Here is a 23445-nt window from a genome sequence, read left to right as displayed (position 1 = left end):
GTTCAGCGTTCGTTATTCGTTGGTGCACGCCACCACTTCTTCGAGCGAAGTGAGGCCCTGCATGACTTTTCGAAGACCCGACTGGCGCAGGGAACGCACGCCTTCGGTCTCGGACTGCTTTGCGATGTCGAGTGCGCTGCCATCGCGCAGGATGATTTCCTGGATGGCTTCGGTGATCGGCATCACCTGGTAGATGCCCACCCGGCCTTTGTAGCCGCCGCTGCATGCGGAGCAGCCGACGGGCCGATACGGTTTCCAGGAGCCGTCCAGGTCTTCCTCCCTGAAGCCCGCGTCGAGCAGCGCTTCGCGCGGGACATCCACGGGCGTGCGGCAGACGGTGCACAGTCTGCGCGCCAGGCGCTGCGCGGTGATCAGGATCACGCTGGACGCAATGTTGAAGGGCGCAATGCCCATGTTGCGCATCCGCGTGAGTGTGGTCGGCGCGTCGTTCGTGTGCAGTGTCGACAGCACCAGGTGACCGGTTTGCGCGGCCTTGATCGAGATGTCGGCGGTTTCCAGGTCGCGGATTTCGCCGACCATGATGATGTCCGGATCCTGCCGCAGGAAGGCGCGCAGCGCGGTGGCAAAGGTCAGCCCCGCCCGCTCGTTGACGTTGACCTGGTTGACGCCGGGCAGGTTGATTTCCGAAGGGTCTTCCGCCGTCGCGATGTTGACGCCCGGCTGGTTGAGCAGATTCAGGCAGGTGTAGAGCGACACGGTCTTGCCGGAACCGGTGGGCCCGGTCACGAGCACCATGCCGTAGGGGCGGCCGATGGCGCGAAGAAGGCGCTCTTTCTCGTCCGCGTCGTAGCCGAGGGCATCGATGCCCAGGCGTGCACTGCTCGGGTCAAGAATACGAACGACGATCTTCTCGCCGAACAGCGTGGGCAAGGTGCTCACGCGAAAGTCGATCACGCGATCGGGCCCGATCTTGAGCTTCATGCGGCCGTCTTGCGGCACGCGCTTTTCGGAGATGTCGAGCCGGGAAATGACCTTGATCCGCGAAGCCAGCTTGTCCTTGATGACTGTTGGCGGGCTGGCGATCTCACGCAGCTCGCCGTCGACGCGAAAGCGCACGCGGTAGTGGTGCTCGTAGGGCTCGAAGTGGATGTCCGAAGCCCGCATGCCGACGGCATCGAGCAGCATCTTGTGGAGGAAGCGAACGACCGGCGCGTCCTCGACCTCGGCAATGGCCTGCTCGTTCGCGTCGCCCGAGGTGTCGGCGGACACATCGTCGAATTCAAACTCGCTGCCGACGATGCTGTTGATGGTCTCCGCCGCGCTGACTGCGGCGGCTTCGATCATTCGGGAGAGCTTGTCGTACTCGGCGATGACCCAGTCCACACCCATCTGGGAAGCGAACTTGATCTTCTCCGCCGCTTGTTGATCAGACGGATCCGCCGTTGCAACGATCAGGCGGTTGTTGCGTTTGCTGAGAACGACGATGCGGTACGCATGACAAAGCTTCGGATCGAGCAGGTCCTTGGGCAGGCGCTGGTGATCAATGGCATCCAGGTCGAGCAGCGGGGCACCGAAGGCGCTTGAAAGTGTGTGAGCCAGATCGGCGGCCGACACGGCGCCAGTGCCAGTCAGCTCGGCAATGAAGCTGGTGCGGCCGCTCAGCGACTTCTGGTAGATGTCTTCTGCGATCTTGGCGGGGAGTTTGCCGGCCGAAACCAGGGCGCGCGCAAGCCCGGGGAGGGCAATCTGCGTAGGTTCTTTAACAGGAAGTTCGGCAGCGGCCATTCAGCGAATGCAAGAGATGTGAAAAAGTGCTTCACGATCATCGCTGAACACCCCTGTGCTGTAAATCGCTACACAGCAACAGGGATGGGCATTTATTTGTTCCAGCCAAAGGCTGGTCGGGGTGAGAGGATTCGAACCTCCGGCCTCTACGTCCCGAACGTAGCGCTCTACCAGGCTAAGCTACACCCCGATGGTTGCAAAAAAAGAAATCGTCCTAGATGCCAACTCTGGTGAGGTGTTCAGGCACGTCGCTCAAGCAACTGAGCCGCTAATTGTAGCAAACCGGAAGCGTGCGAATTGGACGCAAAGCCACTGAGTGCGTGAATTGCGCGCTGTGCCTCGGCGGCGGCGGCGGCCCGGGATGCATCCAGAGCACCGGTTTCGCGAACAATATCAACGACTTTCCCCAGCTGCGCGGTGTCGCCGGCCTCGATGGCTGCGCGGACCAGGGCGCTCTGGGCCGACGTGCCGCGCTGCATGGCAAAGATCAGTGGCAGCGTGGTCTTGCCTTCGCGCAGGTCGTCGCCTACGTTTTTCCCTGTTTCATGGGCATCGCCAGCGTAGTCGAGCACATCGTCGATGACCTGAAAGGCTGTGCCAAGCGCCTGGCCGTAGGTGGCGCAGGCTTCTTCGACCTCTGGCGCGGCGCCTGCCAGTACGGCGGCGAGTCGCGTGCTGGCCTCGAAAAGTTTGGCGGTCTTCGAGCGGATGACGCGCAGGTACGCGGCCTCGTCCAGCGACGCGTCGTGCATGTTCATCAGCTGGAGTACCTCGCCTTCCGCGATCACGTTGGTCGCCTCGGCAAGGATCTGCATGATGCGCATGTTGTTGGCATCCAACATCATCTGGAATGCGCGAGAGTACAGAAAGTCTCCGACCAGCACGCTGGCCGGATTGCCGAACGACTCGTTGGCGGTCGCGCGGCCGCGCCGCAGAGTCGACTCGTCGACCACGTCGTCATGCAGCAAAGTGGCCGTGTGGATGAATTCGACGACCGCAGCCAGGTTGAAGCGCTGCTCGCCCGTGTAGCCCAGTGCGCCAGACATCAGCAGCAAAAGCGCGGGCCGCAGGCGCTTGCCGCCCGCAGAGATGATGTACTTGGAAACTTGGCTGACCAGTGGCACGCCCGTGTCGAGGCGGCGGGCAATCACGCGGTCGACTTCGACCATGTCGCCGGCAATCAGGTCCAGCACGGTGGCGGTGGGGGAGGTGTCGGCGGCTGGAACTGGCAAAGCGGAGGCGCGGGGCGCTGCTGAGAAGGAGGGCGGCCCAAGGGCCGGAAGGCGCAAATTATAGGGAGCCGCCATCGGTTGCTGCGCGTGGGCAGGGCTTGAATGGCTAGGGCAGGCAAACCGCGCTATAATCTTGGGCTCTGCGGAATTCGCTGCGGAGACTCATTTCTAAGAGGTTTACATGTACGCAGTCATAAAAACCGGCGGCAAGCAGTATCGCGTTGCTTCCGGCGAAAAAATTAAAGTAGAACAGATTGCTGCGGACGTAGGCCAGGAAATCGTGATCGACCAGGTTCTGGCCGTCGGAAACGGCGCTGAAATCAAGGTTGGCACGCCCCTGGTGTCCGGCGCAACGGTGACAGTCACGGTACTGTCGCACGGCTTGCACGACAAAGTGCACATCTTCAAGATGCGCCGTCGCAAGCACTATCAGAAACGTCAAGGCCATCGCCAGCAGTTCACTGAACTGCAAATCGGCGCGATCGCCGGCTAAGGAGCACATTCCATGGCACAGAAAAAAGGCGGCGGCTCAACGCGAAACGGGCGCGATTCCAAGCCCAAGATGCTCGGCGTGAAAGCGTTCGGCGGCGAACTGATCAGCGCAGGCTCGATCATCGTGCGCCAGCGCGGCACCCAGTTCCACCCCGGCGTGAACGTCGGTGTGGGCAAGGACCACACGCTGTTTGCCCTGGTCGACGGCCACGTGTCGTTCGGTCACAAGGGTGCGCTCAACAAGCACATGGTCAACGTGACTCCCGCGGCGTAAGCCTCGCGTCACTTCGATCAGCCCGAGGCCCCGCATTGCCGGGGCTTCTTCATTTGTAAATTGGACATCCCATGAAGTTCGTCGACGAAGCCTTCATCGACATCGCCGCCGGCGATGGCGGCAACGGCTGCGTGTCGTTCCGTCATGAGAAGTACAAAGAGTTCGGCGGCCCCAACGGCGGTGACGGCGGCCGTGGTGGCCACGTCTACGCTGTGGCCGACTCGAATCTCAATACGCTGGTGGACTTTCGCTACTCGCGCCGGCACGAAGCCAAGCGCGGCGAGCACGGCATGGGTTCCGACATGTTCGGGGCCGCTGGTGCGGACATCACACTCAGGATGCCGGTCGGCACCATCGTCACCGACGCCGAAACGGGCGAGGTGCTGTATGAGCTGCTGACGGAAGGCGAAGTCATCACCATCGCGAAGGGTGGCGACGGTGGCTTCGGCAACATGCGCTTCAAGAGCGCCATCAATCGGGCGCCGCGTCAGAAAACCCCTGGCTGGCCCGGCGACAAGAAGAGCCTCAAGCTCGAGCTCAAGGTGCTGGCCGATGTGGGTCTGCTGGGCATGCCCAACGCGGGCAAGTCGACCCTGATCAGTGCGATCTCGAATGCTCGCCCCCGCATTGCGGACTATCCCTTCACCACGCTGCACCCCAATCTGGGTGTCGTGCGCGTCGGCCCCGAGCAGAGCTTTGTGGTGGCGGACCTGCCCGGGCTGATCGAAGGTGCCTCCGATGGTGCTGGCCTCGGTCACCTTTTCCTTCGCCATCTGCAGCGCACGCGATTGCTGCTGCATGTGATCGACATGGCGCCATTCGATGACGCAGTCGACCCGGTCGCGCAAGCCAAGGCCATCGTGGGCGAACTGAAGAAATACGACGCCGCGCTCTACGACAAGCCGCGCTGGCTCGTGCTCAACAAGCTCGACATGGTGCCCGCCGAAGAGCGTGCTGCGCGCGTCAAGGATTTCGTGAAGCGCTTGCGCTTCAAGGGGCCGGTGTTCGAGATCTCTGCGCTCACGCGCGAGGGCTGCGAGCATCTGGTGCAGGCTGTCTATCAGCAGGTCAAGGCGCAGCAGGTGGCCGAGCAGGAGCCGGTCGAAATCGATCCGCGCTTTGTCGAGCTGCCGCCCGATCCGTCCTGATCGCGGCGTGGCATCGATTTTGATGCTACTCAATTCATAGCTAGAAACGACCCATTCACGCCCGCTACAGCCGAAAATGACCTCGAATTCCGGATCCACTGCCTTGCGGGATGCCCGCCGTATCGTCGTCAAGGTGGGCTCCAGCCTCGTGACCAACGAGGGGCGCGGTCTGGATGAAGCCGCCATCGGCGAGTGGTGCAGGCAGCTGGCGGAGCTGGTACGCGACGGGCGCGAGGTCGTGATGGTGTCGAGCGGGGCGATCGCCGAAGGCATGAAGCGCCTTGGCTGGCGCACCCGGCCGCACGAGATTCACGAACTCCAGGCCGCTGCGGCCGTCGGACAGATGGGCCTGGCCCAGATGTATGAGACCAAGTTGCGTGAGAACCAGATGGGCAGCGCCCAGGTGCTGCTGACCCACGCCGACCTCGCCGACCGCGAACGCTACCTCAATGCGCGCTCGACCCTCGTCACGCTGCTGCGTTTGGGCGTGGTGCCAGTCATCAACGAGAACGACACGGTCGTCAACGACGAAATCAAGTTCGGTGACAACGACACGCTCGGCGCGCTCGTGGCCAACCTCGTCGAGGCTGATGCGCTTGTCATCCTGACGGATCAAAAGGGCCTGTACACCGCCGACCCGCGCAAGGACCCGCAGGCGAAGTTTGTGCACGAAGCCGCCGCTGGCGACCCGGCGCTCGAAGCGATGGCGGGTGGTGCCGGCTCCAGCATCGGTCGCGGCGGCATGATCACCAAGATCCTCGCGGCCAAGCGCGCGGCCGGATCGGGCGCATCCACCGTGATCGCCTGGGGCCGTGAATCCGATGCCCTGCTGCGCTTGACGCGTGGCGAATCCATCGGGACGTTGCTGGTCGCGCAGACTGCCAAGCACCAGGCGCGCAAGCGCTGGATGGCCGATCACCTGCAACTGCGCGGCTCGGTCAGCGTCGATGCAGGGGCTGCAGCCAAGGTGCGAGCCGAGGGCAAGAGCCTGCTGCCGATCGGCATGACCAGTGTGTCGGGCGAGTTTTCGCGCGGCGACGTGATTGCGGTGCGGGATGTCGACGGCGTCGAACTCGCGCGCGGCCTGGCCAACTACTCCAGCGTGGAGGCACGCCTGCTGTGCCGCAAGCCTTCGGTTGAATTCGAACGCCTGCTGGGCTACGCGGCGGAGCCGGAGATGGTGCACCGCGACAACATGGTGCTGATGCCAGCGGGCTGAAAATGAATGCGGGGCCCGGGCACACCCCGCTATGTCATTACTGCAGCTTGCGCGCGGGATCGCGAAGGTTGGCAACGATGTCTTTCACTGAGTCCCGCGGAGCATTGCCGCGGCACAGGCCTTGTGTCGCCAGCTGCCGCGAGTAGCTCGAATTCAGGTCCCTGAAGCTCTTCCACTCGGGTTTTTTCACTTCTTCCCAAGCGCCATTGTCGAAGCGCGCGTAGCTTTTCATCTCGGCGGTCGAGCAGCGCACGGCCTCGTAATAAGCGTTGAGCGAGCCGTTCTGATTGTGAGTGTTGCTTGCCACGACCACGTAGCGCACAACCCCATCGTGGGTGATTGTGATGGTGGCCGGATCGACTCCGAACTTCAGTGTCATGTAGGGAGGCATCGCGATCGGTTCGAGGCGCTTCACATCGAATTTTGGCGGTGGCGGGGCCTCGCTTTCCTGCCACTCGGCATCCGTGCTCGTGACCTTGGGTGGCAACGGCATGCCACCCTGGGCCCAGTCGGGGTTGTCGGTGTTGTAGCCCTTTGAACTGCACGCGGCAACGAGCGCACACAGGCCGGCGAGAATCAATGCGCGTTCAACGCGGCGCATGGTAAGAGCCGTTGGGCGGGAGAGGGGCGTCGTTCGCAAGTTTGGCATTGGGGTCCGGGTCGAAGCTTGCGCCTGGAGGCAGCTCGAAATTGGGTTCATGGCCTGGCGCGGCAGGATGGCGCTCGAACTCTCGGGCGCGCACGTTGCTGCGCAGGAAACGGTTACGGAAATCCTGCCGCGGCAGGTAGCGAGCAAGCTCGGTCAGCGCCATCTCGTAGACGCCGCGCTTGAACTCGACGACGACTTCGAGCGGCACCCAGTAGTCGTGCCAGCGCCATGCATCGAATTCGGGATGGTCGGTGGCACGCAGGTTGAGATCCCAGTCGTGGCCGACGAGTTGCAGCAAATACCAGATTTGTTTCTGGCCCTTGTAGTGGCCCCGTGCGTCACGGCGGATGAACCGATCCGGCACCTCGTAGCGCAACCAGTCGCGGGTACGGGCCACGATGCGCACATGCTCCGGATGGAGCCCCACTTCCTCATGCAGTTCCCGGAACATGGCTTGTTCGGGACTTTCGCCGCGATCAATGCCGCCTTGCGGAAACTGCCAGGAATGTGTGCGTATGCGTTTGCCCCAGAAAACCTGGTTTCTCTGGTTGAGCAGGATGATGCCGACGTTGGGCCTGAAGCCGTCCCGGTCGAGCATAATCAAACCCCAATTTTTGAACTGAGTCGATTATGCATGCCGGGTTGCCCTCGGCAAGCTGCGATGCAGGCTCTCAGGGTCTCTCCGGGGGAGCAGTCCCCCACTTCCTTTCCGAATCCATCACCGCGATCCCGATGAAAGCTTCCCGATTTTTTGTCTCCACCCTCAAGGAAGCGCCCGCTGACGCCGAGGTCGCGAGCCATCGGCTCATGATGCGCGCCGGCATGATCAAGAAGCTCGGCACGGGCATCTACACCTACATGCCGATGGGGCTGCGCGTGATCCGCAAGGTCGAAGCGATCGTGCGCGAGGAAATGAACCGCGCCGGCGCTGTCGAGCTTGCCATGCCCGTGGTGCAGCCGGCCGAGTTCTGGCAGGAGACCGGTCGCTTCGACAAGATGGGCCCCGAGCTGCTGCGCATCAAGGACCGGCATGACCGCGACTTCGTGATCCAGCCCACCAGCGAAGAGGTGGTGACCGACATCGCGCGCCAGGAAATTCGCAGCTACAAGCAGCTGCCGAAGAATTTCTACCAGATTCAGACCAAGTTCCGCGACGAGCGCCGTCCGCGCTTCGGCCTGATGCGCGGGCGCGAATTCATCATGAAGGACGCCTACAGCTTCGACCGCGACCTCGACGCGGCCAAGGCCAGCTACCAGGTCATGGCACAGGCCTACCGCAACATCTTCGATCGCTTCGGCCTGCGCTACCGCGCCGTTGCGGCTGACAGCGGCGCCATCGGCGGCGACCTGAGCGAAGAGTTCCAGGTGATTGCCGCGACGGGTGAAGACGCCATCGTCTACTGCCCGGACAGCAGCTACGCCGCCAACATGGAAAAGGCCGAGGCGTTGGCTCCGGCTGGCCCACGTCCCGCAGCCGCCAACGCGCTGGAGAAAACGCCGACCCCCGGCAAGAGCACCTGCGCCGACGTGGCCACACTGCTCGGCGTGCCGCTTTCCACCACCATCAAGTCGCTGGTGCTGGCCACCGACATCGTCGATGCGGCAGGCAACCTGAAGGGCTCGCAGGTCTGGCTGCTGCTGCTGCGCGGCGATCACGACATGAACGAGATCAAGGTCAGCAAGCTGCCCGGCCTGGACCAGGGCTTCCGCTTCGCGACCCTCGCCGAAATCGACGAGCACTTTGGCTGCAAGCCCGGCTACCTGGGCCCGCTGAACCTCAAGAAGCCCGTCAAGCTCGTGGCCGACCGCGAGGCGGCGGTGCTGGCCGACTGGATCACCGGCGCCAACGAAGTCGATTTCCACATGACCGGCGTCAACTGGGGCCGTGATCTGCCCGAGCCCGACCTCGTGGCCGACATCCGCAACGTGGTCGCTGGCGATGCTTCACCCGACGGCAAGGGCGTGCTGGCCATCGAGCGCGGCATCGAAGTCGGCCACGTCTTCGTGCTCGGCACCAAGTACAGCAAGGACATGAACGCCACCTACCTCGACGAAGGCGGCAAGCCGCAGTTCCTCGAGATGGGCTGCTACGGCATCGGCATCACGCGGCTGCCCGCTGCGGCCATCGAACAGAACCACGACGAGCGCGGCATCATCTGGCCCGACGCGCTGGCGCCGTTCACGGTGGTGGTCTGCCCCATCGGCATGGACCGCAGCCCCGAGGTCAAGGTCGCGGCCGAAGCGCTCTACGAGCAATTGCTCGCAGCCGGCGTCGACGTGCTGCTGGACGACCGTGGCGAACGCCCCGGCGCGATGTTCGCCGACTGGGAACTGATCGGCGTGCCGCACCGCGTGGTCATTTCCGACCGTGGCCTGAAGGAAGGCCAGCTCGAGTACCAGCACCGCCGCGACACCGCTGCGACCAAGGTGCCCGCCGCCGGCATCGCCGACTTCATCACGGGCAAACTGGCCGGATGAGTCTGTCGGGCCGTCCCGGCGAGCAGGCAATGACGGCCCCGCAAGGCGGCCTCACACGCCGCCAGTGCATGACTGGCGTAGCGGTTGCCAGCGTCCTGCCGCTGATCTCGCTGCCGCGTATCGCCTTCGCCGGCGCCCAGCTCGAAGAGCCGCTGATCGACTCGGTGCGCTCCGCACTCAGCTCGGCCATCCACAACAAGGCGCCGCCGGTCCCGGAGTTCTCGAACACCGAAGCCCGGCTGGCCTACCTGCGCTGGCTCGGCGAAATGAGCGAGCGGCTCAAGAAGAAGATCACCGACTGGCCCTCGCGCAAGGAATTCCTGCAGACCGCCTGGTACGAGGCCAAGCGCTCGGGGCTCGATGTGAGCCTGGTGCTGGGGCTGGTGCAGGTCGAGAGCAATTTCCGCAAGTTCGCGGTGTCGAGCGCCGGCGCGCGCGGCTACATGCAGGTCATGCCGTTCTGGACGCGCGTGATCGGCGACAGCGACCCGGCCAAGCTGTTCCACATGCAGACCAACCTGCGTTTCGGCTGCGTCATCTTGCGTCACTATCTCGACCGCGAGAACGGCGACCTGTACATGACGCTCGGCCGCTACAACGGCAGCCGGGGCAAGTCGCCGTATCCGAACGCGGTGTTCGCGAACCAGCGGATCTGGGCGTTCAACGACAAGGACCGCGAGCGCGACCGCTCGGCCGCCTGAAGGCGTTCGTTCAGACGGCCACGGCCTTGGCGGTTGCTGAGCCCTTGGTCACCATCACCTGGTCGATGCGGTAGCTGTCGACGTCCATCACCTCGAAGGTATAGCCGCCCCAGGTCACGCTGTCCGTGCGCTTGGGCACGCGGCGCAGCATCACCATCAGGAAGCCGGCCAGCGTTTCGTACTCTTCGGCGTGCGGCAACTCGTCGATGTGCAATGCGCGCTGCACATCCTGGATCGGCGTGATGCCGTCGATCAGCCACGAGTTCTCGTCGCGCTGCACGATCTGCTCCTCGTCGGGCATCGACACCAGGTCGCCCATCACCGTGCTCATCACGTCGTTGAGCGTGATCACGCCCACCACGAGGCTGTATTCGTTGACGATGATCGCGAAGTCTTCGTGCGCCTGCTGGAACTGCTCCAGCACCTCGGTGAGCGAGAGCCGGTCTGGAATCACCAGCGCCTTGTGCAGCGGCAGTCCCTGGTCGAAGGCCAGTGGTTGGCCGCTGAGCACGCGTTGGAACATGTCCTTGGCGTCCACGTAGCCGAGCACATGGTCGATGTCGCCGTCGCACACCGGGTAGGCCGAGAAAGGCTCGGCCACGATGCGCGCCCGCAGCACCGACTCGGGGTCGTCATGCAGGAACCACGCGATGCTTTCGCGTGCCGTCATCACGCTGCTGACGAGGCGCGTTTCCAGCTCGAACACATTGGCGATCACCTGCTGCTCGCGCACCGCGAGCACGCCGGCCCGCGCGCCGGCCTCGGTCATGGCCAGGATGTCGGCCGAGGTGATCTTGTCGTCGCGCGCCATCGGCATGCCGAGCACCTTGAAGAGCAGGTCGGTGCAGCGCGTGAAGAACCACACCAGCGGCTTGAAAGTGGTGATCAGCAACTGCATGGGCCCGACCAGGCGCACAGCCAACTGCTCGGGGTTGCTCATGCCGAGCCGCTTGGGGAACAGGTCGGCGAACACCAGGAACACCGCGATGACGATCACGAACGAGCACAGGAAGGCCACGCTCGCGGAGGCTTCCACACTCAGCCAGTTCTCGAAGAAGCGCGCGAAATACGGGCTGAGCGAGCCCTCGCCCACAACGCCGCCGAGGATTGCCACGGCATTGAGGCCGATCTGCACCACCGTGAAGTAGTGGCCGGGTTGTTCCTGCACCCGCAGCACTTTTTCCGCGCGCGGATCGCCTTCGTCGGCCATCTGGCGCAGGCGCAGGCGGCGCGAGGCGGCCAGGGTGATCTCGGCGAGGGAAAAGAAGGCGCTCATCGCGATCAGCAGAACGATGATGAGCAGGCTTTGGGTAAGGGTCATGGGCGGCACAGTGAAGACCGCCATGGTGCCATGACTGGCCGCAGTGCCAGGAACGCCGAGATGCCGGCGTCCCTCAACAGGGTCTGGTCAGACCCCGCCGTGCGGGTGCGTGGGGTCGACCCAGAGCACCGATTCCGGCTTCTCTACAGGCTCGATGTCGAGATTGACCGCCACCGCTTCGCCGTCGCTGCGGCACAGCACGCATTCGAGCGGCTCGGTCGCGCTGGCGTTGATTTCCTGGTGCGGCACGAACGGCGGCACGTAGATGAAGTCGCCCGGACCGGCTTCGGCCGTGAATTCGAGCTTTTCGCCCCATCGCATGCGGGCCCGGCCGCGCACGACATAGATCACCGATTCGAGGTGCCCGTGGTGATGGGCGCCGGTCTTGGCATCGGCATGGATGGTCACCGTGCCGGCCCAGAGCTTCTGGGCGCCCACGCGGGCGAAGTTGATGGCGGCCGCCCGGTTCATGCCCGGCGTTTGTGCGGTGTTGGCGTCGAGCTGGTTGGCTGCGACCACGCGCACGCCGTCGTGCTTCCAGGCCGCGTCGTCATCGTGCGAATGCGAATGGCCGTGATCTGCGTGATCGTGGCTCATTGCAGGCCTCTGTGTGCAATCAGGCAGGGTTGCCGTTGAGCACTTGCTGCAGCTCGCCCGACTCGTACATCTCCATCATGATGTCCGAGCCGCCGACGAATTCGCCCTTCACGTAGAGCTGGGGAATCGTGGGCCAGTTGCTGTATTCCTTGATGCCCTGGCGGATGCCGTCGTCTTCGAGCACGTTGACGGTCTTGAGCGTCCTGGTGTCGACGCCGACGGCCTTGAGGATCTGGATGGCGCGGCCCGAGAAGCCGCACATCGGAAAGCTTGCATTGCCCTTCATGAAGAGCACGAGTTCGTTGGTTTTGACGAGATCGTCGATGCGTTGTTGAGCGTCGGACATGGGGACTCCTGAAAAGTGGGCTGGGGGGATTATTTCACCGTGCGCCAGATTCCGCCGGAGCAGCGCTGGATGCCGGCCAGGTCTTCCCGGCTTTGGACTTCGGTGAAACCGCGTTCGGCGAGCAACTGGCGCACGGCCAGGGCCTGGTCGTGGCCGTGTTCGAGCAGCAGCCAGCCGCCTTGCGCGAGGTGATCGGGGGCGTCTTGAATGATCTGGCGGATGTCGTCGAGCCCGTCGGCACCCGCGACCAGCGCGGAAGATGGTTCGTGGCGCAGCGCAGGCAGATGCGGGTCGTTCGCGGCGATGTACGGCGGGTTGCTGGCGATGACCGTGTAGCCGTCGGCGGCGCCGTCGAGCCAGTGGGCTTGGGCAAAGCGCACCGGCAGGCCCAGGCGTCGTGCATTGGCCTGGGCGACCGCCAGCGCATCCGCACTGGCATCGACTGCGTCGACCTGCGCATCGGGGCGGGCGTGTTGCAGCGCCAGCGCGATCGCGCCGCTGCCCGTGCCGAGGTCGAGCGCACGCGCGGCGGCATGGCCTTCGAGGCACTGCAGCGCCCATTCGACCAGCGTCTCGGTGTCTGGGCGCGGTACCAGCACCCGTGCATCGACCTGCAGGCTGAGGCCGTGAAACTCCTTCTCGCCCAGCAGATAGGCGACCGGTTCGCCCGCCAGCCGGCGCGACAGCTGCGCCGCGAGCGCGGACCATGCCGCATCTGGCAGCGCATCGGTGTCGTGCGCCAGCAGCCACGCCCGGTCGTGCAGGGCGCGACCCAGCGCGTGCAGCAGCAGCAACTGCGCATCGAGCCGGTCGATGCCCAGCGCGACCGCCGCAGCCAGCGCCTGCGCCACGGTAGACGGCGTGGTGGTGGCTGTCATCACGCCGGCAGGCTCGATTCCAGCTCGGCCAGCTGCTCGGCCTCGCGCGCGGCGCGCAGCGCCTCCAGCACGTCGCCAAGGTCGCCTTCCATGATGGCCAGCAGCTTGTAGAGCGTGAGGTTGATCCGGTGGTCGGTGAGCCGGCCTTGCGGAAAGTTGTAGGTGCGGATGCGGTCCGAGCGGTCGCCGCTGCCGATCAGGCCCTTGCGCATCGCCGCGTCCTTCGCGGCGCGCTCGCTGCGGTCTTTTTCCTGGATGCGCGCCGACAGAACCTGCAGCGCCTTCGCCTTGTTGCGGTGCTGGCTGCGGTCGTCCTGGCACTCCGCCACGATGCCGGTCGGGATGTGCGTGATGCGCACGGCCGAGTCGGTCTTGTTGATGTGCTGGCCGCCCGCGCCGCTGGCGCGGTAGGTGTCGATGCGCAGGTCGGCCGGGTTGATCTGCACCGCCACCGTTTCATCAGGCTCGGCGAGCACGGCGACCGTGCAGGCGCTGGTGTGGATGCGGCCCTGTGTCTCGGTGGCCGGCACGCGCTGCACGCGGTGGCCGCCCGATTCGAAGCGCAGCTTGCCGAAGACGTCATCGCCGACGATGCGGATCACCACTTCCTTGTAGCCGCCCAGTTCGCTCGCGCTCTCGCTCACCACCTCGCAACGCAGGCCGGCGCGCTCGCAGTAGCGCGTGTACATGCGCAGCAGGTCGCCCGCGAACAGGGCCGATTCGTCGCCGCCCGTGCCCGCGCGGATTTCCATGAAGGCGTTGCGCGCGTCGTCGGGGTCCTTGGGTAGCAGCAGGCGCTGCAGCTCTTCTTCGAGCTGCAACAGCTCGGCTTCGGCGCCGGCAATTTCGTCCCGCGCCATCTCGGCCATGTCGGGGTCGTCGAGCATGTCCTTTGCCCCCGCAATGTCGGCTTCGCGCTGCTTGTAGCGCTCGTAGCGGCCGGCGATCTGCGTGATTTCGGCGTGCTCGCGCGAGATGGTGCGGTACTGCGCCATGTCGCTCATGATGTCTTCGCGCGAGAGCAGGAAGTCGAGCTCGCCCAGGCGCTGGGCGTAGCGTTCGAGTTGGTGGCGCAGGAAGGATTTCACGTCGAAAGAGGCTCGAAAAAATGGGAAGAGAGGTGCCGCAGTGCAACCAACGGCTGTGCGCGTGGAGGCCGCGGCACACAGGGCCGGGCCGCTGACCAGCGTCGCTAACGCTCTTTGCGCAGGAACAGGCGCGAGATGGTCTGCGCCGTCTGCTCGCGCGATGCGGCATCGCCCGCATGCAGCTCGGCCATGGCGCCGTGCATCATCTTCTGCGTGAGCCCGCGCGACATGGCTTCGAGCACCGCATCGATCGATTCGCCCTTGGCGAGCAGCTTGCGCGCCCGTGCCATCTCGGCGGCGCGCCATTCGTCGGCCTGCGCGTTGAGCTGCTGGATCAGCGGCACCGTGCCGCGCTGGCCCAGCCAGTGCATGAAGCTCTGCACGCCGGCATCGATGATCACTTCGGCCTGTGCCACGGCGGCTTGCCGGTTGGCCTGGCCCTGCTGCACCACCTGAGCGAGATCGTCCACGGTGTAGAGGTAGATGTCTTCCAGCGCCTTCACTTCGGGTTCGATGTCGCGCGGCACGGCCAGGTCGACCATGAACATCGGGCGGTGCTTGCGCGCCTTGAGCGCGCGCTCGACGGCGCCCAGGCCGATGATTGGCAGCGTGCTCGCGGTGCAGCTCACCACGATGTCGAATTCGGCCAGCCGTGCCGGCAGGTCGGCCAGGTGCATCGCCTCGCCACCGAAGCGCGAGGCCAGCTTCTCGCCGCGTTCGAGGGTGCGGTTGGCAATGGCGATGGACTTCGGGTCCTTGGCTGCGAAGTGCGTCGCGGCCAGGTCGATCATTTCGCCCGCACCGACGAACAGCACGCGCGTTTGATGCAGATCTTCAAAAAGCTGGCCGGCCAGCCGAACGGCCGCAGCCGCCATGCTGATCGAATGCGCGCCGATCTCGGTGGCGGTGCGCACTTCTTTCGCGACCGCGAACGAGCGCTGGAACAACTGGTTGAGCGTGCTGCCCAGTGCGCCGGCGGTTTCGGCCGCGCGCACGGCGTCTTTCATCTGGCCGAGGATCTGGGCTTCGCCGAGCACCATCGAGTCGAGCCCGCTGGCCACGCGGAAGGCGTGGCGGGCGGCTTCGTCGTCGTGCAGGGTGTAGGCGTGCGAGCGCAGCAGGGCAGGGGCCACGCCGCCGCTCTGGGCCAGCCAGCCGAAGGTGTGGTCCAGCGCGATGTGCTCGGAGGCGCAGTAGATCTCGGTGCGGTTGCAGGTGGAGATGATCGCGGCTTCGACCTGGGGGTGGCTGCCGCTGCCGAAAGAACTGCGCAAACTCTGCAGCGTGGGGGCGATCTGATCGAGCGCGAACGCGAAACGACCGCGCAGATCGAGCGGCGCGGTCGTGTGGTTCAAGCCGAGAGCCCAGACTGACATGGCCGTGATTATAAAATCAGCAGCCGCTCCAGGGTTGCCGAGGGACAAATGGCATTCCCTATGACAGCCATAACCTCTGCCGCATGACGCGACGCCTGCGCGTGGCCCACCCGATGGACCTGCTGGACCTCCTCAACCACCTCCTCAATTTCGTCGCACCCGCGGCCTTCATCGCCCTTGTGCTGGTCTTTGCCGGCCGGTATCTGGGAGGGCGACGCGCGGGCGTTCCTCGCTGGTGGATGCAGTGGGCGCTGACCTTCGCGGCCGGCGTGGCGGTGTCGGTGGCCGGTCTCGTGGTGTTCGGACGCGACGGAACCATGGCGACCTATGCAGCGCTCGTGGTGGTCTGCGGCACCGTCCAATGGCTAGCGATGCGCGGCTGGCGGCGCTGAAAGCCGGTCAGTCCAGCCGTCGGGCCATGTAGACCGACGCGCCGGGGTAGGTCGCGAGCCGGGCCTGCTGGTCCGAACCCGCAGGTTGCGCCGTCACATAACCCTGGCGCTCCCAGAAGCCCACCGAGGCCTGCGCGGACACCAGCGTCGAATGCCGCCAGCCTGCCTGCGTGGCATGGGCCCAGGCATGGCGTACTAGCGCTGGCCCCAGGCCCAGCCCTGAAGCCTCGGGATGCACCGCCAGGTCATGCAGGTACAGCGAATCGGGTTCCTGTGCGACTTCGAACTCGCCGTGCAGCGGCGTGAGCTTGCCGGCCATCGACGGGTAGCCCGCCAGATAGGCCCGCACGCGGCCCTCGTGTTCGGCGATCCAGCCCGTGTGCGGCGCGGTCGCGAGCCGCCGCGCGATCAGTGCACCGTCTTCCACGAACCCCGCGCCATAGCAGGCGAGCTGGATCGCGAGCACGGCGTCGAGGTCGTCCGCGCGCATCGCACGCACGAAGACGGCATTCGTCCCCATCAGGCCAGCAGCAGCTTGTCGTCGTCGAGCTTTTCGCCGCGCGTCTGCTCGAACATGCGCAGCAGGTCGGGCACGTCCAGGCCCGCGCGCTGCGGCCCGGCCACATCGAGGATGACCTGGCCTTCATGCAGCATCACCGTGCGCGAGCCGTAGTCCAGCGCCTGCCGCATGCTGTGCGTGACCATCATCGCGGTCAACTGGCTGCCTTCGACGATCTTGGCCGTCAGCTCCAGCACGAAGGCTGCGGTCTTCGGGTCCAGCGCCGCCGTGTGTTCGTCCAGCAGCAGGATGCGCGAAGGCTTGAGCGAGGCCATCAGCAGGCTCACCGCCTGCCGCTGCCCGCCCGAGAGCAGGCCGATGCGGTCGGCCAGCCGGTTTTCCAGCCCCAGCTTCAAGATAGACAGCTTCTCGCGGAACAGCTCGCGCAGGTTGCGGTTGAGCGAGAAGCCGAAGCCGCGCCGCTCGCCGCGCTTCCATGCCAGCGCCATGTTCTCCTCGATGGTCAGCGCCTCGCAGGTGCCGGCCATCGGGTCCTGGAACACGCGGGCCACCATGCCCGAGCGCTGCCAGGCGTTCATGCGGGTCACGTCCTTGCCGTCGATCTCGATGCTGCCGTGGTCGACGATCAGGTCGCCGCTCACCGCATTCAGAAAGGTCGACTTGCCCGCGCCGTTGGAGCCGATCACGGTGACGAACTGGCCCGTGGGAATCTCCAGGTCGAGCCCGCGCAGCACGCGGTTCTCGATCGGCGTGCCCGGATTGAAGGTCATTTCAAGGTGTTGGGCGCGCAGCATCAGTTCTTCCCCTTCGAAGCGCCATTGCCATTGTTCGAGCGGCCGAACAGCTTGCCCAGCTTGCGCTTGTAGGCAGGCACCAGCAGCGCGACGGCCACCAGCACGGCGGTGACCAGGTTCAGGTCCTGCGCCTGCAGGCCCATGAAGTCGGTATTCAGCGCCATCGCGATGAAGAAGCGGTACAGCAGCGCACCCAGCACGCAGGCCAGCGTGGTGATGACCATGCTGCGCGCGGGCAGCAGCGTCTCGCCGATGATCACCGCGGCCAGGCCGATCACGATCGTGCCCACGCCCATCGAGATGTCGGCCGTGCCCTGGCTCTGCGCAAACAGCGCACCGGCCAGCGCCACCAGCGCGTTCGACAGGGCCAGGCCCGCCATCGTGTGGAAGTCGGTCGAAATGCCCTGGGCCCGCGCCATGCGCGCGTTGCCGCCGGTGGCGCGCATCGCGAGCCCGGCTTCGGAGGCGAAGAACATGTCGACGACGATCTTGGCCGCGATCACGATCAGCAGCAGTAGCAATGGTTTGGCCCACTGCTCGGGCATGCCGCCGAAGTCGACCATGCTGAACACGGTGGGTTCGGTGATGAGCGCCACGTTGGGCTTGCCCATCACGCGCAGGTTGATGGAGTACAGCGCAATCATCACCAGGATGCTCGCGAGCAACTGCATGATCTTGAGCTTGACGTTGAGCCAGGCGGTGACCCAACCGGCAGCGGCACCGGCGATGCAGGCCACGACGGTGGCTGGCACCGGGTTCCAGCCGGCGACGATCAGCGTCGCGGCCACGGCGGCGCCCAGCGGAAAGCTGCCGTCCACCGTGAGGTCGGGGAAATTGATGATGCGAAACGACATGAAGACGCCCAGCGCGACCAGTCCGAATATCAGACCGATCTCGATGGCGCCCAGCGATGCAATGAGGGACATGTGGGGGCTTCCGGCGAGGCAGGAACAGGCCCGCCCCCGTTATTGAAACGAGGCAAGCGGGCCTGCGGAGGGCTTACTTGGTGCTCACGACCTTCGCCGTCTTCAGCAGCGCATCGGACAGCGTCACGCCCTGCAGCTTGGCCGCGCCGGGGTTCACCACCAGCTCGAAGTTGGTGCTGGTCTGCGAGGCGATGGTGCCGGGCTTCTCGCCCTTGAGGATGCGCACCACGATCTTGCCGGTCTGGCGGCCGATGTCGCTGTAGTTCAGGCCCAGGGCAGCCACGGCGCCGCGCTCGACGGTGGCGGTGTCGGCGGCCACCACCGGCAGCTTGGCCTGTTGCGCCACCTTCACGATGCCCTCGAAGGCCGAGACCACGTTGTTGTCGGTCGGCGTGTAGATCACGTCGGCCTTGCCCACCAGGCTTTGCGCGGCGGTCGGCACGTCCACGGTGCGCGCGGCGGCGGCTTCGACCACGGTCATGCCGGCGTCGGCGGCGGCCTTCTTCAGCGCGGCGACGATGGCCACCGAGTTGGCTTCACCGGGGCTGTAGATCACGCCGATGCGCTTGGCGTTCGGCACCACCTGCTTGATCAGCGCAACGTGCTTTTCGAGCGGCGACAGGTCCGACACGCCGGTCACGTTGGTGCCGGTGGCGTCCCAGTTCTTCACCAGCTTGGCGGCGACCGGGTCGGTGATGGCCGAGTACACGACCGGAATGGTCTTGGTGGCGGCCACCACGGCCTGCGCCGACGGCGTGGCGATGGCGACGATCACGTCGGGTGCATCGCCGATGTACTTGCGGGCGATCTGGGCGGCGGTGCCCACGTTGCCCTGTGCGCTCTGGTAGCTGAACTTGAGGTTCTTGCCTTCTTCGTAGCCGGCGGCCTTCAGCTCCGCCTTCACGCCATCGCGCACGGCATCCAGGGCCGGGTGTTCGACGATGGCGGTCACGGCCACCGACTTCATGTCGGCCGCGAAGGACGGCGCGGCGGCCAGCATGCCGAGGGCCAGGGCCACTGCGCTGAAGGGAGTGCGAAGCAAAGCGTTTTTCACGTGAGGGTCTCCGGATGGGGGATGGGTGTGTCTGATGAGGCCGCCGACGGGGCCGGGGCAGGGAATTCAGCGATCCGGAAATTGCGGCATGCAATTCCGGCAGCTTCGGAGTCTAGATCGTACTTTGCACAATTAAGGTGCATGAACCCCTCGGGCTTACCCCGCTTTGGGAAATATAATTTCATGTATCGGAGGATTCGAGAGATGAAGTTGCATGAGATCGAACTCGACAGGATCGACCGGAAGATTCTGGAGCACTTGCAGGTGCACGGCCGCGCATCGAACGTGGAGCTGTCGGAAGTGGCCAATCTCTCGCCTGCGCAGTGCCTGCGGCGGCATCGGCGGCTGGAGGAGCTGGGCCTGATCAGCGGCTATGCGGCGCGGCTGAATGCGCGCCATGTCGGGCTGGGCGTGATCGCCTTCATCCACGTGACCATGGCCCGTGGCCATGTCGATGAACTGCCCAAGTTCCAGGACCTGATTGCAGACCTGAAGCAGATCCTGGAGTGCTATTCGGTGACGGGCGACTTCGACTACGTGCTCAAGGTCGTCGCGCAGGATCTGGAGGCGCTTTCACAGTTCCTGATGCACACGCTGATGCACATGCCGGGCGTGTCGGCGGTGCGCTCGAGCGTGTGCCTCAACGAGATCAAGTGCACTACTGCGTTGCCGCTGGATTGAATCGGGTGCTCTTCGAGCGGGTTCATTCGGGGCGCGTGCGAATGACACCAGGTGCTCCCCTCCGCGAATGTCCCCCGCTTCGCTCCTCCTTTATTTCGCTGCGGGGAGCACCCGGCGTCATTCGCACATGGGCACGCTGCTGGTAATCGCCGATCAACAAGTGCTCTGATCGCTCGCGCCGATACGGGGCTCTTTTTCGCGAAATAAAGGAGGAGCGAAGCGGGGGACATTCGCGAAAAAGAGCACCGTGTCGGCGTGAGCGACGCCCTGAACGAACAGCAGCAACAGCGCCCCAACCAGTCTGCAGACAAGCTCAGGTCGGCATGCCAGGGATCGGCGAGTTCGACGTCGCAGGCGCCGGAGCAGCCGCGGCCGGCTCGGTGGGCGCGATCATGAACGTGGTCGGCGTCGCCATCGGCAGCGCGGCCTTCTTGAGCTCGTCGAGGATCACGAACAGCAGGTCGCTGCGCACGCCGCCCGCCAGACGGGGGCTCGCCACATAGGCGATCGCCTGGAAGATCAGCAGCCCGTTCTCGATGCCTTCGAGCGTGAGCGATGGCGCCGGCGTCTCCAGCACGCCTTCGTGCGAACGGCAGGCCTCGAGGATCAGCTCGCGCACGCGCTGCGCGTCGGTGGTCAGCGGCATCGGCAGGCGGATCAGCACGCGGCCTTCGGCATTGGCCAGCGTCATGTTGCGCACGGTCTTGGTGATGAACTCCGAGTTCGGCACGATCAGTGTCGAGCGGTCGCCCAACTGGATTTCGGTGGCGCGCACGTTGATGCGCCGCACGTCGCCCTCGGCCGTGCCCAGCACCACCCAATCGCCCACCTTCACCGGCTGCTCGGCCAGCAGGATCAGGCCCGAAATGAAGTTCTGCACGATGGCCTGCAAGCCGAAGCCGATACCCACCGACAACGCGCTCGCCACCCACGCGATGCGCTCGATGCCGATGCCCAGCGCCGACAGCGCGAACGCGATCACCAGGATGCCGCCGACGTAGCCCAGCAGCGTGGTGATCGAGCTTTGCATGCCGGGCTCGAGCTGCGTGTTGGGCAGGTAGCTGCGCTCGAGCCAGCGCTTGAAAACGCGCAGCACGACGAAGCCGACCACCGCCACGGAGATGGCGCTGAAGATCGCACCCGGCACCAGCTGGAACTCGCCCACCTTCACGCCGGAGCCGAACTTGCCGCTGCGCTGGAACACCTCGCCGGGGCCGGTGCCCAGTGGCGCGGCCAGCGCGATCAGCATGTAGAAGAACAGCGCGACCCGGCTGATCGCCGAGAGCACCGTCGCGGCCTGGTCCAGCGTCTGCGGCGCGAGGTTGAAGCTCTTCTGCAGCCGCTGGCCGAAGGTGCTGCGCGACGACACGACGGCCATGAACACGTCGTCCGCGAACTTGAACAGCACGTAGAAGGCCGCGGCCACGATGCCGCTCCATGTGATCTGCGAGGCCAGGAAGCTCGCGAGCGCCACGTAGCCCAGCGCCACCAGCACCCAGATCGTGATCATCAGCGCGCCGATCAGCGCCACCAGCAGGCCGACCCACATCGGCCGCTCCGGCAGCCCGGCTTCCGGTGCGTCGGCGCGCAACGGCTTCACCAGGTAGAGCACCGAGGCGACCAGCGCCGTGAGCATCAACGCCGTGAGCACATGCGTGGCGACCACGGCCGCGAAGCTCGCGTCGATCAGCGCATTGACCTCGGCCGGCGTCCACGCCAGCGCCGCCACCAGCGCGACCAACCAGGGCAGGGCGGCCAGGCGCGTGGCCATGGCATCGGGAATCGGCGGCAGCCGCCATGAGGGCCGGCGTGTGGCCAGCAGCCCGCGGCCCAGCCCGATCACGAAAGCCATGAACACCAGCGCCTGCGCCATCGACTGCAGCGCCTTGCGCGCCTGCGGTTCCCAGGTGGCGTATTCCTTGAGCACTTGGACGAAGCCGTGCGCGGCCACGGCGACCAGCAGCACATGGCTCGCGACGATGCCGATCACCAGCACCGAGCGGCGCAGGCGTCCGGCTGGCAGGAATCGCGCGGCCATGCGGGTGAGGGCATGCTCGGCGGCCCAGTTGCCGAGCACGGCGAGCAGCAGTGCGCCGATCAGGGCGGCGATCACCTGCAGGCGCGTTTGGGGCTGGGTGGCGGTCAGCAGGCCGTCGTTGACCGCGGAGGCCATGCCTTGCAGGCGCTCCAGGTCGTCGGGCCAGGCTTCCTTCAGGTCGCTCCAGAACTCGCCGGTCAACGGCGAGGCCGCGCGCTCAGTCAGTTGCGCCTCAAACAGCGCGCGGCGCTGGCTCACCAGATCGGTGCCGCGCTGGCGCACATCGACGGACAGCAGGCGCGCCAGGCGGATGTCGGCGTCCAGTGCGTTGCGCTCCTTGGTCAGGCGCGCGCGCTGGCGTGTGATGTCGGGGTCTTCGGTGGCGCCCGCAGCGGGCGGGTTGCCGAGTTCACCGAGCCGTGCATTCAGGTCGGCCAGCTCGCCGGTGCGTGCGGTGACGAACTTGTCGGCCTGCGTGCCGATATCGTTGATCTGCGTGAGCAGCTTGCGCGCGTCCTCGTCAGTTTCGGCGGAGGCCGGGATCTTGGTGAACTGCGCGCGCAGCTCGGCCACCGTGGGGGCCGGCGCGGCCGTGACGGCGCCGCTGCTGTTGCTGCTGTCCGGTTGCGCCAGCGCGCCGCCACACATCAGGAGGGCGGCAAGGAAGAAGGTCGCGAGGCGTAGGGTCCAACTCATGGCCGCATCATAGAAGCCGCCATGTCGTAAGCGCCGGTAAGAAATGCAGCGTCAGCCGGCGGGACTGAACAGGTCCACCCTGTCGGTGATGATGCCGTCGGTGCCCAGGTCGATCAGCCGCTGCGCGGCCCAGTCGTCGTTGACGGTGTAGCTCAATGCACGCAGGCTGGCGCCATGCACCTTGGCGACCACGGCCGCATCCCACAGCGCATGGTTGCAGACGACGGCCACGCAGCCGAGGTCCAGCGCGGTCTGGAGCCAGTCGCCGCGCAGCGTGTCGAGCAGCAGGCCGCGCGGCAGCTCGGGCTGCACGGCGAGCGCGCCCTTCAGCGATTCGACCTGGAAGGACGTGAGTAGCGGGGGAATTGCAGCGCCCAGCCACAGGCGCGCGGCTTCCCGTGCCACCACCTCGCCGGTCTCGCGTTCGGTGCCAGGCGTCGGCTTGATCTCGATGTTGAGCAGGTATGCGTTGGCCCGGCAGAAGCGCGCGACGTTCTCCAGCGTGGGCAGCGGTTCGCCCGCGAAGCTGCGCGAATGCCAGCCGCCCGCATCGAGCTGCGACAGCGCGCTCCAGGGCTGCGCGCCGCCGGTGCCGTGGCCGCTGGTGGTGCGGTCGAGCGTGGCGTCGTGCATCAGGAAGGGCACGCCGTCCGCGCTGAGCTTGGCATCGCACTCGAACATGCGGTAGCCGTGCGATGCGCCGAGCTTGAAGGCTGCGAGCGTGTTCTCAGGCGCGAGCTTGCCGGCGCCGCGATGAGCCACCCAGCGGGGGTAGGGCCAGGGTTTCAGCGCTGCCATC

The 23445-nt window shown here is 65.6% G+C and carries 24 protein-coding genes and 1 tRNA gene; 8 read left to right on the top strand and 17 right to left on the bottom strand.

The features are described from left to right. Positions 1–12: 12 nt before the first annotated feature. The 3 genes from pilB to H7F35_RS05075 all read right to left on the bottom strand — a co-directional run bounded on the left by pilB (position 13) and on the right by H7F35_RS05075 (position 2978). Positions 13–1746, bottom strand: a complete 1734-nt coding sequence (gene pilB / locus H7F35_RS05085; protein WP_187111867.1) for a type IV-A pilus assembly ATPase PilB — start codon at positions 1744–1746, stop codon at positions 13–15. A 113-nt stretch (positions 1747–1859) separates the two neighbouring features. Then, positions 1860–1936: transfer RNA gene (locus H7F35_RS05080), tRNA-Pro, on the bottom strand. Between the two features lie 49 nt (positions 1937–1985). Next, positions 1986–2978: a polyprenyl synthetase family protein gene (locus H7F35_RS05075; RefSeq protein ID WP_187114149.1), complete on the bottom strand. Its 993-nt coding sequence runs from the start codon at positions 2976–2978 to the stop codon at positions 1986–1988. A 181-nt stretch (positions 2979–3159) separates the two neighbouring features. Here H7F35_RS05075 and rplU point away from each other — a divergent pair, with 181 nt between their 5' ends. The 4 genes from rplU to proB all read left to right on the top strand — a co-directional run bounded on the left by rplU (position 3160) and on the right by proB (position 6111). Further along, positions 3160–3471, top strand: a complete 312-nt coding sequence (gene rplU / locus H7F35_RS05070) for a 50S ribosomal protein L21 (protein WP_187111866.1) — start codon at positions 3160–3162, stop codon at positions 3469–3471. Between the two features lie 12 nt (positions 3472–3483). Beyond that, positions 3484–3744, top strand: a complete 261-nt coding sequence (gene rpmA, locus H7F35_RS05065; protein WP_013543198.1) for a 50S ribosomal protein L27 — start codon at positions 3484–3486, stop codon at positions 3742–3744. Between the two features lie 71 nt (positions 3745–3815). Beyond that, positions 3816–4892 (top strand): Obg family GTPase CgtA, encoded by a 1077-nt coding sequence (gene cgtA / locus H7F35_RS05060; RefSeq protein ID WP_187111865.1) that lies wholly within the window; start codon positions 3816–3818, stop codon positions 4890–4892. Between the two features lie 76 nt (positions 4893–4968). Next, a complete protein-coding gene (proB, locus tag H7F35_RS05055; protein WP_187111864.1) occupies positions 4969–6111 on the top strand; it encodes a glutamate 5-kinase in 1143 nt (380 codons plus the stop codon). Positions 6112–6148: 37 nt separating this feature from the next. Here the strand turns inward: proB and H7F35_RS05050 are convergent, their stop codons facing one another. Both H7F35_RS05050 and H7F35_RS05045 read right to left on the bottom strand, forming a co-directional pair. Next, positions 6149–6712, bottom strand: coding sequence for a CNP1-like family protein (locus H7F35_RS05050; RefSeq protein ID WP_261803529.1), 564 nt, complete (start codon positions 6710–6712; stop codon positions 6149–6151). Then, a complete protein-coding gene (locus tag H7F35_RS05045; protein ID WP_187114147.1) occupies positions 6699–7358 on the bottom strand; it encodes an RNA pyrophosphohydrolase in 660 nt (219 codons plus the stop codon). The genes H7F35_RS05050 and H7F35_RS05045 overlap by 14 nt, the downstream gene beginning before the upstream one ends. Before the next feature lie 134 nt (positions 7359–7492). On the opposite strand from H7F35_RS05045, the gene H7F35_RS05040 reads away from it, so the two are divergent. Together H7F35_RS05040 and H7F35_RS05035 are read left to right on the top strand one after the other, a co-directional pair. Next, on the top strand, positions 7493–9238 hold the full coding sequence (locus H7F35_RS05040; RefSeq protein WP_187111863.1) for a proline--tRNA ligase: 1746 nt from the start codon (positions 7493–7495) through the stop codon (positions 9236–9238). Beyond that, complete coding sequence (locus H7F35_RS05035) at positions 9235–9939, top strand: lytic transglycosylase domain-containing protein (RefSeq protein WP_187111862.1); 705 nt, start codon at positions 9235–9237, stop codon at positions 9937–9939. Before H7F35_RS05040 ends, H7F35_RS05035 begins: the two co-directional genes overlap by 4 nt. Positions 9940–9949: 10 nt before the next feature. Here H7F35_RS05035 and H7F35_RS05030 read toward each other — a convergent pair whose 3' ends face one another. From H7F35_RS05030 to hemA, 6 genes are all read right to left on the bottom strand, one after another. Then, positions 9950–11260, bottom strand: a complete 1311-nt coding sequence (locus tag H7F35_RS05030; RefSeq protein ID WP_187111861.1) for a hemolysin family protein — start codon at positions 11258–11260, stop codon at positions 9950–9952. A gap of 87 nt (positions 11261–11347) precedes the next feature. Beyond that, positions 11348–11857: a cupin domain-containing protein gene (locus H7F35_RS05025; protein ID WP_187111860.1), complete on the bottom strand. Its 510-nt coding sequence runs from the start codon at positions 11855–11857 to the stop codon at positions 11348–11350. 19 nt (positions 11858–11876) lie between these two features. Continuing rightward, positions 11877–12203, bottom strand: a complete 327-nt coding sequence (grxD, locus tag H7F35_RS05020; RefSeq protein ID WP_187111859.1) for a Grx4 family monothiol glutaredoxin — start codon at positions 12201–12203, stop codon at positions 11877–11879. A 29-nt stretch (positions 12204–12232) separates the two neighbouring features. Then, the gene (gene prmC / locus H7F35_RS05015) at positions 12233–13081 is read right to left on the bottom strand and encodes a peptide chain release factor N(5)-glutamine methyltransferase (protein ID WP_187111858.1); all 849 of its coding nucleotides are present in this window, start codon (positions 13079–13081) and stop codon (positions 12233–12235) included. Next, a complete protein-coding gene (prfA, locus tag H7F35_RS05010) occupies positions 13081–14169 on the bottom strand; it encodes a peptide chain release factor 1 (RefSeq protein WP_187111857.1) in 1089 nt (362 codons plus the stop codon). The genes prmC and prfA overlap by 1 nt, the downstream gene beginning before the upstream one ends. Positions 14170–14273: 104 nt before the next feature. Further along, a complete protein-coding gene (gene hemA / locus H7F35_RS05005; RefSeq protein ID WP_187111856.1) occupies positions 14274–15545 on the bottom strand; it encodes a glutamyl-tRNA reductase in 1272 nt (423 codons plus the stop codon). Positions 15546–15658: 113 nt separating this feature from the next. Between hemA and H7F35_RS05000 the strand changes: the two genes are divergently transcribed. Continuing rightward, positions 15659–15937 carry a hypothetical protein gene (locus tag H7F35_RS05000; protein ID WP_187114146.1) on the top strand — a complete coding sequence of 93 codons (279 nt, stop codon included), beginning with the start codon at positions 15659–15661 and terminating at the stop codon, positions 15935–15937. Between the two features lie 7 nt (positions 15938–15944). Here H7F35_RS05000 and H7F35_RS04995 read toward each other — a convergent pair whose 3' ends face one another. The 4 genes from H7F35_RS04995 to H7F35_RS04980 all read right to left on the bottom strand — a co-directional run bounded on the left by H7F35_RS04995 (position 15945) and on the right by H7F35_RS04980 (position 19177). Beyond that, complete coding sequence (locus H7F35_RS04995; protein ID WP_187111855.1) at positions 15945–16457, bottom strand: GNAT family N-acetyltransferase; 513 nt, start codon at positions 16455–16457, stop codon at positions 15945–15947. Next, positions 16457–17251: an ABC transporter ATP-binding protein gene (locus H7F35_RS04990; RefSeq protein WP_187111854.1), complete on the bottom strand. Its 795-nt coding sequence runs from the start codon at positions 17249–17251 to the stop codon at positions 16457–16459. The genes H7F35_RS04995 and H7F35_RS04990 overlap by 1 nt, the downstream gene beginning before the upstream one ends. Then, positions 17251–18177, bottom strand: a complete 927-nt coding sequence (locus H7F35_RS04985) for an ABC transporter permease (RefSeq protein WP_187111853.1) — start codon at positions 18175–18177, stop codon at positions 17251–17253. The genes H7F35_RS04990 and H7F35_RS04985 overlap by 1 nt, the downstream gene beginning before the upstream one ends. Before the next feature lie 73 nt (positions 18178–18250). After that, complete coding sequence (locus tag H7F35_RS04980) at positions 18251–19177, bottom strand: ABC transporter substrate-binding protein (protein ID WP_261803748.1); 927 nt, start codon at positions 19175–19177, stop codon at positions 18251–18253. A 264-nt stretch (positions 19178–19441) separates the two neighbouring features. On the opposite strand from H7F35_RS04980, the gene H7F35_RS04975 reads away from it, so the two are divergent. After that, positions 19442–19912 carry an Lrp/AsnC family transcriptional regulator gene (locus tag H7F35_RS04975; RefSeq protein WP_187114145.1) on the top strand — a complete coding sequence of 157 codons (471 nt, stop codon included), beginning with the start codon at positions 19442–19444 and terminating at the stop codon, positions 19910–19912. A gap of 313 nt (positions 19913–20225) precedes the next feature. Here H7F35_RS04975 and H7F35_RS04970 read toward each other — a convergent pair whose 3' ends face one another. Beyond that, entirely contained in the window at positions 20226–22646 is a 2421-nt protein-coding gene (locus H7F35_RS04970; RefSeq protein WP_187111851.1) for a DUF3772 domain-containing protein, read from the bottom strand. Positions 22647–22697: 51 nt separating this feature from the next. Then, a complete protein-coding gene (gene ugpQ / locus H7F35_RS04965) occupies positions 22698–23444 on the bottom strand; it encodes a glycerophosphodiester phosphodiesterase (protein ID WP_187111850.1) in 747 nt (248 codons plus the stop codon). Between the last annotated feature and the right edge of the window lies 1 nt (position 23445).

This window comes from Variovorax sp. PAMC26660 (assembly GCF_014302995.1).
GTDB lineage: Bacteria > Pseudomonadota > Gammaproteobacteria > Burkholderiales > Burkholderiaceae_C > Variovorax.
The sequence above is the reverse complement of the archived record's forward strand: the minus strand, read 5'-3'. Positions and strand labels throughout refer to the sequence as shown.